11 protein-coding genes and 1 pseudogene are annotated in these 13,110 nt (G+C 29.5%); 3 read left to right on the forward strand and 9 right to left on the reverse strand.

Features of this window, described 5'->3' with window-relative positions; all coding sequences use genetic code 11:
• Positions 1-30: 30 nt before the first annotated feature.
• From LJD32_RS03290 to LJD32_RS03310, 5 genes and pseudogenes are all read right to left on the reverse strand, one after another.
• On the reverse strand, positions 31-975 hold the full coding sequence (locus tag LJD32_RS03290; RefSeq protein ID WP_117867700.1) for an NAD(P)H-binding protein: 945 nt from the start codon (positions 973-975) through the stop codon (positions 31-33).
• An 85-nt stretch (positions 976-1,060) separates the two neighbouring features.
• Positions 1,061-1,420 carry a flavin reductase family protein gene (locus LJD32_RS03295; RefSeq protein ID WP_227391774.1) on the reverse strand — a complete coding sequence of 120 codons (360 nt, stop codon included), beginning with the start codon at positions 1,418-1,420 and terminating at the stop codon, positions 1,061-1,063.
• Between the two features lie 764 nt (positions 1,421-2,184).
• Positions 2,185-2,550, reverse strand: a pseudogene (locus LJD32_RS03300) (type II toxin-antitoxin system PemK/MazF family toxin); the annotation flags it as partial.
• Positions 2,551-3,079: 529 nt separating this feature from the next.
• Positions 3,080-3,523, reverse strand: coding sequence for a hypothetical protein (locus LJD32_RS03305; RefSeq protein WP_227391775.1), 444 nt, complete (start codon positions 3,521-3,523; stop codon positions 3,080-3,082).
• Positions 3,524-3,672: 149 nt separating this feature from the next.
• Complete coding sequence (locus tag LJD32_RS03310) at positions 3,673-5,043, reverse strand: PTS sugar transporter subunit IIC (protein WP_147579922.1); 1,371 nt, start codon at positions 5,041-5,043, stop codon at positions 3,673-3,675.
• Positions 5,044-5,280: 237 nt separating this feature from the next.
• Between LJD32_RS03310 and LJD32_RS03315 the strand changes: the two genes are divergently transcribed.
• The 3 genes from LJD32_RS03315 to LJD32_RS03325 all read left to right on the forward strand — a co-directional run bounded on the left by LJD32_RS03315 (position 5,281) and on the right by LJD32_RS03325 (position 7,542).
• Complete coding sequence (locus tag LJD32_RS03315; RefSeq protein ID WP_032091554.1) at positions 5,281-6,000, forward strand: 6-phosphogluconolactonase; 720 nt, start codon at positions 5,281-5,283, stop codon at positions 5,998-6,000.
• A 128-nt stretch (positions 6,001-6,128) separates the two neighbouring features.
• Positions 6,129-6,716: an RDD family protein gene (locus LJD32_RS03320; protein ID WP_227391776.1), complete on the forward strand. Its 588-nt coding sequence runs from the start codon at positions 6,129-6,131 to the stop codon at positions 6,714-6,716.
• 46 nt (positions 6,717-6,762) lie between these two features.
• Positions 6,763-7,542, forward strand: coding sequence for a MurR/RpiR family transcriptional regulator (locus LJD32_RS03325; protein WP_117793008.1), 780 nt, complete (start codon positions 6,763-6,765; stop codon positions 7,540-7,542).
• 37 nt (positions 7,543-7,579) lie between these two features.
• Here the strand turns inward: LJD32_RS03325 and LJD32_RS03330 are convergent, their stop codons facing one another.
• The 4 genes from LJD32_RS03330 to LJD32_RS03345 all read right to left on the reverse strand — a co-directional run bounded on the left by LJD32_RS03330 (position 7,580) and on the right by LJD32_RS03345 (position 13,044).
• On the reverse strand, positions 7,580-8,170 hold the full coding sequence (locus tag LJD32_RS03330; protein WP_227391777.1) for a histidine phosphatase family protein: 591 nt from the start codon (positions 8,168-8,170) through the stop codon (positions 7,580-7,582).
• On the reverse strand, positions 8,170-11,115 hold the full coding sequence (locus tag LJD32_RS03335) for a glycoside hydrolase family 2 TIM barrel-domain containing protein (RefSeq protein WP_227391778.1): 2,946 nt from the start codon (positions 11,113-11,115) through the stop codon (positions 8,170-8,172). Before LJD32_RS03335 ends, LJD32_RS03330 begins: the two co-directional genes overlap by 1 nt.
• 158 nt (positions 11,116-11,273) lie before the next feature.
• Entirely contained in the window at positions 11,274-12,014 is a 741-nt protein-coding gene (locus tag LJD32_RS03340; protein ID WP_227391779.1) for a YdcF family protein, read from the reverse strand.
• Positions 12,015-12,384: 370 nt separating this feature from the next.
• Positions 12,385-13,044: a hypothetical protein gene (locus tag LJD32_RS03345; RefSeq protein ID WP_147579926.1), complete on the reverse strand. Its 660-nt coding sequence runs from the start codon at positions 13,042-13,044 to the stop codon at positions 12,385-12,387.
• Positions 13,045-13,110: the final 66 nt, after the last annotated feature.

Here is a 13,110-nt window from a genome sequence, read left to right on the forward strand (position 1 = left end):
TCCTTTATCGATTCACTTTTATTAAATATCTTATTTATCTTGAGAATGTCTTTCACCAATTTGGAATTCTTCTTGATGATCAAACATATATCTTACTGAAATAGGTGTATCTCCTGTAAGTTCAGCAAAGTCTTTTGTATGAATATCCATTTTACCTTCTCTAATAGCTTGAGCAAATGTAACCATTCCATCTGATGAAAATGGTGCTTCTGAATCTTTTTGGAATACACCATCAGTTGTTCTAGGAACACCCATAGCATCCCAAATTTGATAGTTTTCTTCATCAGTCACATTCACAAATGGAACATGATTTCCAGTACTGACATCTCCAATAGCACAGAATGTTGAAATTGTCATTAATTCTAAACCATTAATGTTCCATACTTTTTGATGGAATTCATTTGATCGATGTAAAGCATAAGCTAATGCTTTCGCGCAGTCTTTACGTGAAATGTAAGCCATCAAACCATCACCTTGTGAATTTGTAAGTGGTGCATTCATATGTGCATAAGTAAAGTAGTTTGTAACCATTGCTTCAGCATATTGAGAGTTTCTCATAAATTGATAATCTAAACCAACTTCTTGAATATATTTTTCAGTATAAATATGATCTTTCTTTTCTACTGATGGATTTGTTTCATCATCCGCATTGACTAAAGATGTATAAATAATTTGTTTAACACCTGCAGCTTTAGCAGCATCTACTGCATTTTTATGCGCGTTTTGTCTTTTAGCACCAACAAATGGCATAGAAATCAATGCTAGAGCATCTGCTCCTTTAAAAGCTTCAGCTAATCCATCTGGATTATTAAAGTTTGTGACATGTGTTTCAATTCCTTTTTCAGCATATTTCTTTAGTGATTCTTCACTATATCCACAAAAAATTAAGTTTTCTACTGGTTCTAGTGTTAATAAAACATCAGCAGCTAATTGACCTAAGTTACCATCAACACCAGTTAATAATAATTTACCCATTGATTCTTCCTCCTATTTTACAGTAATATGATAACATTTTCACAAGATAATCATAGCCCTTATTTATTAATAAAGACTATAAGTTTTACTTATAGTCTTTAACCAATACCTTGACAATTTCTCCATAATATTGACTATGAACCCCTTCTTCTTGGTACCATTCATAAACATTTTCATCAACACTCTTTGAATCAAAATCACTTTTACCTATAACCTTACATAAAACAATGACTGAACTCTCTTCAAAATAAGGAGCAACATCTTCATTATTAACAGTCATTCCACACTTTTCCATTTTATTTTCATCTCTAGCAGAAACACGTCCAAAATAACCTAATTGATTTTTATGTTCTTGATCCATAAAACATATAGAATAATACTCAGCTTGATCAAAAATATGTTTAGAGTAACGTGTTTTATGTACATAGACTGTAGCTTTCTCCATAAAAAACCAAATCCAGCCCAACCAATTGTAAGCTCGTTGGTTTCTTTTCCATCACTAGCAATCGCAATGGCTGGTTTTAAAAGGATTAATATATTTGATTAAATCTTTTACTTCTATTTCTTTCATCCAACTCATCTCCTTAAACACCTTTATTAATACCTATAATAAACAAAAATAGGCAATGGATTTGTCAGGTATATTAAATTATCCGGTACGCTATAAATTATCATGGGGAATGTTTCGAAATAATTTAAAATCGTAACATCCGTTTTTTATAAAATATAACTAAAAAATAGGATATTGATATCTTATCAGTAATATTTATTTCTTACCAATTAATTCCTCAAACGTTATGTTTGAGAAATTATTGTAATTAGATACAATTGCTTCTTATAGTAGAATAATTTTATTATATAGATATTTAAAATTCCTATTTTTATTTTACAAAAGAAAAGACTGTATGAAATTAATTATTTAATTTCATAACAGCTCCTTTTTAAATTGAATTATTCTTAAATTATAATCATTTAACACTAACAAATAATAATGTTATAAAGACATTTGAACATTGGAAAGAAGAGATACCCAACTTTTTTACATGGATAAATGAAGGACGTATATCCAATGGACCATGTAAAGGTAAAAATAATTATTAAAAAAAATCTTATCCAATGCCAATGGCATGTCCTATTTTCAACGTGCAAGAAAAAGAATCTTATATTCTCAAAATAAATTGGATTGTCAACATTTATACTTAATGAGTCATCAAAGCATCCTAATCTTACGCTCAAAGCCTCTTCAACTTCCTCCATCTCATACTCGTCTAACCGACCTAAACATCTAATTAATCTTGATTTATCAATCGTTCTTATTTGCTTGCACATTATTATAGAATCATGTTCAAGATCCTCTCGGCTGTTAATAAAGACATGTGTTGGTAAATTTTCTTTTTTCCCTACGTGAGATGTCAGTGATGCAACTATAGTAGTGCTACTAAAATAATTTCCTGCATCATTTTGTAAAATAACTACAGGTCTTATCCCACCTTGTTCAGAACCTTGATACGGATTTAAGTCGGCTACATATATTTCACCTCTACTGATTTTTTTATCATTGCATACTCCTTTCATATAATTACAATACTATTTAGTGTTCAACTCGTATAAATATGTTAAAAAAATCTCCTTAAATATAAGGAGATTCAATAAAGCATTTTTAAGTTATGATCTTTGAATTAATCATTAATGTTATAGCTATTTTTAATAACAATTATAAACAAATAAAAAAGATCATTTAAGGGGAATGATCTTCTTTATTTTTATAGGGAATTCGTGTAATAAAAAAATTAATATCTTGGGAAACTATTACTTAAAATGTAAATATATGAGATATAAATATGTATGGGTTATCTCATTCTTTTACATGTTAATTTTTATTACAATTATCATTATAATGAAATATAACGAATTGAGTAGAGACAAGCATCCTAAATAAATCATTAGTATTTGTGCAATGTGCACAAATGATGTGAAGTGTTAAGAGCTTGTTTTTATTAATAAAATAATTTAAAAAAGACTGTCAACTTCATATTTGTCAACAGTCTTAAATCTCCTTAAAATAATGAGATTTATAAAACATTTTTAAGTTACGATATTTAAATTAATCATTAATGTCATAACCGTTTTTAATTAGAACTTCTTTAATTTTTTCCAGTGCTATTTTAATAGAATAGTAAACCGCAGGTATACTACAGTTTTCTTCAATAGCAATTGATTCTAGAGTCTTACATTGAACATATTTTTTTAAAATACGTTCTTTTTCTTTGACTGGTAAATCTTTAATTGTTGACTCAATAAAACTTATAAATTCTTTCAACAATATGTTTTCGTTAACATCAAAGCCTTCTTTTTCTAATTCTAAAAATGGACTTCGATCTAACGAAAAATATCCCTTATGATAATCTACTTTTCTTTTATATACTGCATCAATATGATCATATTTATTCATTGTCTCATAAACATCCTGATCAACTTCAACAAAGCAATCTTGATTATAATATTTAGGATACATTTCTCTCAGGTTTACCCTAACTTTAATTGACATATTATCCCTCCCTTCTTCATAAACCGAGAGAAACAACTGTCGAACTTTAAGTTTTATAAAAAAAAAGCTCTAATGACCTTGATGATCACTAGAGCTAACTTAAGTTATTCAATTTTTAAAAGATTTATGTGTGAGTTTATCTTCTTTTTTTAATTTGTTTGTACTGAATTTTCTTCTTCTAATTTTTGTTTTTCTAATAATTTAAAGAATGGATAGTATAAAACCATGTCTAAAATAATTAAACAAATAACCATGATTGCTGCTTTGAAATCCATACATCCAAGTGCGGCTCCAAGTGGCGCTGGTGTTGTCCATGGTGTTTCAATAATTCCTTTTCCTACAATATGGAAGGCCATTAAGCCATAAGCAATAATTGAATTGATTACTGGTACAAAGATAAATGGAATCATCATTAATGGATTTAAAACCATTGGTAAACCAAAGATAATCGGTTCATTGATATTAAAGATTGCAGGTCCAATTGATAATTTTCCTAATGTCTTTAATTCTGCTGATTTAGATCTCAACAACAAGATACAAAGTCCCATTGTAGCTCCACCACCACCAAGTGTAATAACATATGACCAGAATGGTTGAGTAAAGAAATGTACGATTGGTTGTCCAGCAGAGAATGCTGAAATATTAGCAATTAAATACATTTGCATAAATGGTAAACGGATTGGTTGAGTAATACTTGCTCCATGTAATCCAAAGAACCAGAATACTTGAGCAATCATGGTAATTAAACAAATACCAACTAATGAATCAAGTCCTGAAATTGCAGGTGCTAAAACTGTCATGATCATATTTGGTAAAAGTTGTCCGCTAAAGTTTTGTACAACTAAAGAAAGACCATAAAAAATGATTACACAAATAAATAATGGTAAGATTGCATCAAAAGATGAACTGATTGCTGGTGGAACACCTTCAGGCATTTTAATACGAATGTCTTTTTTAAACATAAAATGCATAATTTCCACACAACCTATAGCAACTAAGATTGCTGTAAAGATACCTTTGGCATCCAAATAGGTCGTTGGTATGTAATTACCAGCTAAAGCTAATAAATCTGTTGCACTTTTTCCATCAACAATAAGATTTGATGCTACTGCTGAAGTTGTTGGTGCTGATACAATTAAAAATACTGCTGTTGATACGATTGCTGAATTTAATTTTGGCATTTCGTATTCATCTGCTAAATGATAAGCAATTGCAAATGCAATAAATAATCCCATTAATGCCATTGTCATATTATAAGGCAATTGCAACATTGCTTTGTTGGCTTGCGCCCAATTATACCAACCATTTAACATGTCAGTAATAAATCCCCAATTTGGAAGTGTTTCCGGTTTAAAAGGTGGTGTTGAAATAATTAAACATACCCCTCCTAAAATAGATAACGGAATTGCTACTACCATTCCATCACGAATAGCAGCCAAATGTCTTTGATTCCCTAATTTGTTAGCAATTGGTACAAGTGTACGGTTTGCAAGTTCATTAAATTTTTCCATGAAATTCATGAAAGTTCCCTCCCTTCTTGCTATAGTGAAATTATATAGCTGTAGCACATTCAAATTCTTTTGATTTCCATAATAAAAAACATCTTTCCAATTACTTGAAATCTTTTCCAAATCATGGAAATAAATTGTTTTATTTTTTTTATCTGCATTTATTTTTTTATGTTGACACTCTCTTTTTATTTTTTATAATGAAATTGTGTGTGAGTTATATCTTCTTATAAAACAGGAGGATATATTATGAAGTTAATCATTGAAGAAAATGAACAAAAAATGAGCGAAAGTGCAATGCACATTTTACTTGGAGCAATGATGCAAGATAAAAGAGTTAACATCTCTTTAACTGCTGGACGCTCTCCTATCAATCTTTATAAGATGATGGTACCTTATGTTAAAGACCAAGAAAAATTCAAAGACATTCAATACTATCTTTTTGATGAAGCACCTTATCAAGATAAACCACATGGCCCAAACTGGGAAGAAATGCAAGAACTATTCTTTAAAGATGCAAATATTCCTGATGAAAGAATCCATACAACAACAATGGAAAATTGGGAAACTTATGATCAAGAAATCAGAGATGCTGGTGGTATTGATGTTATGTTGATTGGACTAGGTTGGGATGGACATTTCTGCAGCAACTGTCCAAGATGTACACCTATGGATAGTTATACTTATCCAATGGATCGTAAAACAAAAAATGCAGCTAATCCAACATATCCAGCAAGAGATCATCTACCAATCACTTTATCAATGGGTCCAAAAAGTCTAATGAGAGTGAAACATCTTGTAATGATTGTTACTGGTAAAGAAAAAGCTCAAATTTTAAAACAAGTGTTAGATTCACCTATTTCAGATGAACTACCAGCAACTGTTTTAAAATTACATCCTAACTTCACTGTTATCTGTGATAAAGATGCTGCATCTTTATTAAATATGGATGATTATAAAAGATTATAAAATCTTTATAGAAAGCTTCGGCTTTCTTTTTTTATTTCCAATATTTGGAAATAATTTCTACCTTTTGGAAAAGCAAAAGTAAATAAAGCATTCATTTGTTATAATTTTTCTATCCTGGAGGACTACTTATGAGAAAAAATAAAACAAAAAATAACAAAAGCAATAAAAACAGAAATAATATGGATATTATCGAAACACGTGTTAGAAGATTTGTAGCTATGATCATCGATTGGTATCTTACTAACATGCTGGCTGTTATCCCTATTACCTTCTATTTAAGAGGAAATGACTACTTAAAACCTTATATGTTTGATTTAACACACTATGATTTTTCTATAGGTCTTGCTTTAGGTCTTTATGGTGTTTTGATTGGTATTATTCACTATGTATTTATTCCAACATATCTTTTTAAAGGACAAACACTTGGTAAAAAAATATGTAAGATCAAAATCATTAAAGAAAATAATGAATCAATCAATTTAAAAGATATGATGTTAAGAGAACTTCTTGGAGCATCCTTACTTGAAGGTGGAATGATTATCATCCCAACCTATATAAGAAAGCTACTTCCATTATTTAAACTTACAATGATTGTTGATCCTTTAAAATATATTGCCTATGCTTTAACTATCGGTTCAATTATCTATGCTTATTTCCAAGCAAATACACAATCTTTTCATGATAAAGTAGCTAAAACTATTGTTGTTAAACAATAATTAACTATGGTATAATTATCTAAAATATACATAAAGGAGATTCTCCATGTTTAACTTAATAATTATACTTTTATCAACACTTAATGATGAACCAAAAGGTTCAAATAACTATAAAATAGCTAAATATATGATAGAAAATATGCGCGATTTAGAAGAATATTCTCTCACAGATCTAGCTCAGGCTTGCTATGTGTCAAATTCTAGTATTTCGCGCTTTTGTCGTGATATTGGACTTAAAGATTTCAATGCATTGAAAAATCAAATCGCAAAGTTTTCTGTTGAGTCTGCTCGCTTAAAAAGAAAGTTTGACTATGAAAAATATGAATCCTCATCAATGTTTCAATCATATGTAAAAAATGTTATTTCCAATTTAAATTACTTCTTAGAAAATGATATTGAAAAACAAATCAATACACTTGTTCAAGAAATCAGTTCTTATCAGAAAATAGCCGCTTTTGGCTATATGCAATCTGAAAGTGTTGCCTGCAATTTACAATTCGATCTGCAAACAAGTGGTAAACTTATCTTTTCTTGTTTTAATATCAAAGATCAGGCAGACTATATTACTGACGCTGATGAAAATAATCTTATTATTATTTTTTCAGAATCAGGAACCTATTTTGATCGTATTTTTCCAAGAGCCAAGCCATTCAAAAGTAACAAAAAGAAACCAAAGATATGCATGATTACTTCTGATCAGTCAATAGAATATCCATTTATCGATTTCTACATCCGTTATAACAGTAAAGGCGGCTATGCAAGTCATCCCTATCCATTACAGCTTATTTCTGATCTAATCTGTATCAAATATTCTGAAACTTTATAAATAATAAACAGGTTTACCATCGCAAACCTGTTTATTTTTATATAATAGGATTTAAAATTTGTTCGAGCGAGAAATTTTCATTTGAATAATCAACAATCATTGCAGTAGCGTTATTTGGGAATTCAAGAAATTGTTCTTTAAAAAATAGCGATTTAAGAAAGCCGTATAGAGAACAGCCATGCCCTACAATTAAAACTGTTTCATTATCATTACAATCCTCTATTATTTCTTGAAGAGCTTCATGATGTTTTGAAATAACATCATGAATATCTTCTCCTTCATAAGGTCTGTAATCCATATCCAAATCTTCTAACCAGTCAGGTGATTCAATATTGAGTTTTCTTACAAGTTCTGTGGATATTCCTTCAAGTATTCCAAAATTAACTTCTTTAAAACGTTCTTCATAAATCGGTTCGACTTCTTTTTTACTTAGAATAATATTTGCCGTTTGTACTGCCCTACCCAATGGAGATGTGTAGGCTTTATCTATTTGGTATTGTTCTAGCTGTTTTGAAATATTTTCAACTTGTTTGATTCCTACTTTTGATAAAGGCGAATCACACCAACCCTGTGTCAGATTGATTTCATTAAAATGTGTCTTTCCATGTCTTACAAATATAAATCTCATTATAACTTACCTTTAAAACTAAAACGTAAATGATGTTTTTCTTTATCTAATAAGAATTCATCATGTGTCTTAGCACCCCATGTATCATCACCAGCAACACCCATTTGTTTTTCATTGATACATAAAACCGTTTGATAAACATTTGGAAGTTCATCTTTGTGACGCGCATTTTCTAATTCATAAGGTGTATAGTGTAAAGCTGAAAATTCAAAATCTTCACCTTTGATTTTTAATTTTGTATTTTCACCCGCAACTGATAATTCTCTTACATGCGTTCTGTTACCACATTCTTGTGGATATAAATAAGGTGTTAAATTGTCTGTTACTTGATAAGTATATTTTCCAAGAAGTGCCCCTTTGTTTCGATCAATATAGTTTTCTTCTGGACCAAATCCATAATAATTTACTTCTTCCATATCTTTATATAATTGGAAGATAAGTCCAAATACAGGCATTTCAATTTCAGAAACAACCGGTTGATAAGACATATCGACAATGATTTTACCATCACCATAGACTTCATAAACTAAATGAACTTTTTCATCTTGTAAATTTGGTAAGTCATAAGCATATTCAACCTTGCAAGAACTATCTCCTTTTGAAACACCAACAAACTCACATTTTGCATATAGACTGGCAGTTAACCATTTACCATAGCGATAACCATATTTGTTTTCAACATCATTATTTGTAGCTGCTCTAAAGAAATTTGGTCTGACAGGTACTCTAATATATTCTTGTTGATGATATCTATAAGAAACCAAACCTTTTTGTTTTGAGAAAATCGCATTGAAATCTTTTCCTACAACGCCTACATTCAAGTAGTCTTCAACGATATCTACGTGTTTTGTTGTATGAATGTTATGTGTTTTATTTTTTACTTCATAGATATATTGTTGTTGAGCGTATATTTCATGATTCTTTTTCAAATAGACTGTTACTGCACATTCTTGGTCTTGATTATTTATTTTAAATGGATTTTCAACAACAACTGATGATAATGGTTTACAATCTACTATCATTGTTTTGGTTTGAACAACATTACCATTGCATAACATATCCATTTGTAATTGATATTCATTTAAATCAGTAAATAAATAATTATTGCTGATATGAATAACATCTTCATCTATTCTAAAATCTACATATTGATAACAGTATTTGACTTCTTGCATCTTTGGTGTATTTGTACGGTCTGCAAAAACAATACCGTTTCCACAGAAATCATAATCACTTGGCCTTTCACCAAAGTCCCCACCATAACATAATTTTCCATCATGATACAATGCTTGATCGATGTAATCCCAGATGAATCCACCTTGATACAAGGAATATTTCTTTTCTAAATCAATATATTTGAATAATGCTCCATTACTGTTTCCCATAGAATGGGCGTATTCACATAAAATAAATGGTTTATCTTGATGTTCCTTTAAGTATTTTTCAACATCAACTGCAAAAGTATACATTTGACTTTCAATGTCACTTGTTTCATTGTAGCGACGATCATGTGAAAGTCCTTCATAATGAATCAAACGAGAAGTATCTTTTTGTTTCATAAACTTAGACATTTCATAAAGATTTTTACCACCATAAGATTCATTTCCTAATGACCAAATAATAATCGAAGGATGGTTTTTATCTCTTTCATACATGGAATTGGCACGATCTAAAATAATATCTAGCCATTCAGATTTATCATCTGGTATGATATGTGTTTTATCAAAAAGTTCACTCCATGTTCCATGGGTTTCAAGATTGACTTCATCAATGACATAAAGACCATATTCATCGCATAAATCATAAACAAATGTTTGATTTGGATAATGACATGTACGTAAGGCATTGATATTATTGGCTTTCATATTCAAGATATCTTTTTTAGTATCTTCATAAGAAACCGTTCTCCCTGTCTCAGCTGAAAATTCATGTCGATTGACACCATGAAAAACGATTCTTTTACCATTGATACACATGATACCATCAATAAGTTTAAATTCTCTGACACCTACATTATGTTGACTGCATTCAACCAAACCATTTTCATCCATGATTTCTACATATAATTGATAAAGGTTTGGTTTTTCTGCTGACCATAAATGAGGATCATCGAGTTCAAAATTGATTGGACTGAAGCAATCTTTGCTTTCTTTTTGTCCAATAACTTCATCTTTATACTTTAAAGTATAGACCGCCTTAAATTTAGCCTCTTTTTTTACAATCATTGGCGTTACTTCAACAGTTGCATGATCATAATTTTCATTTAAATGTGTCAAAATCTTGATATCTTTTAAATGAATATGAGGAACCATTTGAAGTTCAACATCTCTAAAGATACCTGAAAAACGCCAGAAATCTTGATCTTCTAACCAACTTCCACTGCTGAAACGATAAACATTAACAGCGATTTTGTTTTCTCCATTAACAATCAAATCTGTAATATTAAAACTTGAAGGTGTAAATGTGTCTTCACTGTAACCAACAAATGTTCCATTGACCCATAGAGCCATGGCTGATTCAACACCATGGAAAGTAATATAAGTATCGACATTATCTTTGATTACTGAACTGTCAAAGTATGTAACATAACTTCCAATTGGATTCTTATCAGGAATTTCTCCAGGAATAATTTGTTGTGTTCCCGACCAAGGATAAATTTGATTGACATACATTGGTTTTCCATAACCTTGTAATTGAATATGACCAGGTACTTTGATTTCATCCCAGTGATCTACACAGTAATCTTTATCAGAAAACTCTGGTATTAATTGATTAAATCCTGTTGCATAATGAAACTTCCAGCTCCCATTTAATGAATAATTGAAACTGCTTTGTTTTTCTTGTAATTCTTTAGTGCTTGCATATCTATGAATCGATGCTGTTGCACTTAAACGATTGACATTAAAAATTTTAGGATCTTTGACCCATTCATTTTTCATTTCCATTTTTCTTTCCTCCTGACTATATTATAAATTAACCCTTAAAAATAGAAATGGAACAAAGTACAATATAGGGTAAAAAAGTATGATTATAAATTATTTTTCATTAAATAAATATAAAAGATAATAATCCTATATTGACTTTATAAAAACTAACATATCTTTTAAAGTTTTGGCTTTGTATATTTTTCATCATAAATCTTATTAGCAAGTTTGACATCACCAAGTATTTCGCAAAGCCCACCAGCTTGCCATAAAAATGGTTCACTATCCTTATGTGCTTGATAAGCAGCATTTGAAACTATTTGTATAGATTTGTCATTATTTTTAGCAGCAGATAAAACTAATTGTGCTTTATACAATAATGAACCTCTTTCTATATGGTAATCACTTGTTACAATAGCAATTTTATCAATATCTATATATTTTTTTCTAAGAATGTTATATGTAAATTTAGCATTTTCAACAGTTGATGATGATTTATTTTCAATAATCAATCTATCTTTGTTCAATCCATTATCAATAAGCCATTGTGCCATTTGATCTGCTTCAGTTACATTAGAATTGTTTTTTGCAGTTCCTCCACCAGTACAAGCAACATATGCATTAGGATATTTGTTTGCGCTATCTAATGCAACTTTCAAACGTCCAATAAGTTCATCTTGCATAGTACCATCATCATTAAGTTGATATCCTAAAACAACAATGCATAATTTATTACTATTATCTAATCCATCAGGCAATATATCATTATTAATCTCAAGTTTTTCATGATTTGTTTGCCAATACTTCATAATTTCATCCCATTGCTTTGCTTTTGAAGAGTCAACATCTTCTAATTCTTCCAATAGATCATTTACTTTATCTTTTGATTTTGACTCATAAGTCCCATAATATAAAATCATATCTTCAATAATTTCTTTTGCATTTCTTTTTGAAGTAGCCTGGAGCAACCTGTAAACATAGTTAAAACTAAAACACAAATCAATAATTTATATATCTTTTTCATAATCTATCCTTCTTTCTTAAAATATTTATGTTTTATAAACTACTATTCTACTCTAACAACAAAAATTTATTAAAAATAGATGTTCCCTTTTATCCTCCTTTCTTAAGCATCTATTAATAAGAAATAAAAAAACCAACAATTAATATGGAATAAGATCCATTTAATTATCGGTTTTGCCTACTAAAAGTCACAATCCTTTTATACTATAAATTATAGCATTAAATAAGTGTAAAGTATATTAATGTTATATTTTATTCTAATATTATTTAATTATTATTGTATTCGTCTTCCAGTCCAGAAAAATGTAATAATTTCAATATAATCAAAGAAAGATTATAGCATAACCATCTTATATCTAATTGATTCCCTGCAAAATTAGTATTTCCTTTATATTCTGGAAATCTAAAATACTCAGGATTATCTCCTTCAATGTATTTACAATATAGTTCACAAAACAAATCCACCCATTCCATATATTGCTCCTGAATTTTATATACACTATCGAACTCATCATACAACTTTTTTAAACCATGGCTTTTTACAACACTTCCTTTCTTTACCATGATTAAATATTTTAAGCCTAATTCAATTGCATGTCTTCCTATGTATACCGTAACTACAGAATCAGGCATTACTTTCGTTGATTTATCAAATGCTTCTATATAGTCAAACCAATATTTTTTCCACAAATAGATTCGATCTGCAATTTTATAATTCTTTTCTGTCCCATTAAACTTTCTTATGCTGTCTAAAACATCATCTATTTTATCTTTAAAAGTAATACTATTTTTTCTAGAGCTTTTTGCTATATCATTTGCATCCTCTCCATGAAATTTAGGGGAACATCCGTAATTAATGTGCGAAACAGAAAAAGCTCCATCCAATTCTAAACCATCCGTATATTTTATATCAAAACTATCAAACATATCTATACCTCGTATAAATTATTATTTATTTCGTCATTTTTACATCATAACTTATTTTAACACTTA

The organism is Faecalibacillus sp. TM498 (assembly GCF_020589955.1).
In the GTDB taxonomy this organism is placed as follows: domain Bacteria; phylum Bacillota_I; class Bacilli_A; order Erysipelotrichales; family Coprobacillaceae; genus Faecalibacillus; species Faecalibacillus intestinalis.

Coding starts and splice junctions, on each gene's coding strand:
- LJD32_RS03290 (WP_117867700.1), bottom strand. CDS start 975: ATGGGTAAATTATTATTAACTGGTGTTGATGGTAACTTAGGTCAATTA.
- LJD32_RS03295 (WP_227391774.1), bottom strand. CDS start 1,420: ATGGAGAAAGCTACAGTCTATGTACATAAAACACGTTACTCTAAACAT.
- LJD32_RS03305 (WP_227391775.1), bottom strand. CDS start 3,523: ATGTCAATTAAAGTTAGGGTAAACCTGAGAGAAATGTATCCTAAATAT.
- LJD32_RS03310 (WP_147579922.1), bottom strand. CDS start 5,043: ATGAATTTCATGGAAAAATTTAATGAACTTGCAAACCGTACACTTGTA.
- LJD32_RS03315 (WP_032091554.1), top strand. CDS start 5,281: ATGAAGTTAATCATTGAAGAAAATGAACAAAAAATGAGCGAAAGTGCA.
- LJD32_RS03320 (WP_227391776.1), top strand. CDS start 6,129: ATGAGAAAAAATAAAACAAAAAATAACAAAAGCAATAAAAACAGAAAT.
- LJD32_RS03325 (WP_117793008.1), top strand. CDS start 6,763: ATGTTTAACTTAATAATTATACTTTTATCAACACTTAATGATGAACCA.
- LJD32_RS03330 (WP_227391777.1), bottom strand. CDS start 8,170: ATGAGATTTATATTTGTAAGACATGGAAAGACACATTTTAATGAAATC.
- LJD32_RS03335 (WP_227391778.1), bottom strand. CDS start 11,115: ATGGAAATGAAAAATGAATGGGTCAAAGATCCTAAAATTTTTAATGTC.
- LJD32_RS03340 (WP_227391779.1), bottom strand. CDS start 12,014: ATGATTTTATATTATGGGACTTATGAGTCAAAATCAAAAGATAAAGTA.
- LJD32_RS03345 (WP_147579926.1), bottom strand. CDS start 13,044: ATGTTTGATAGTTTTGATATAAAATATACGGATGGTTTAGAATTGGAT.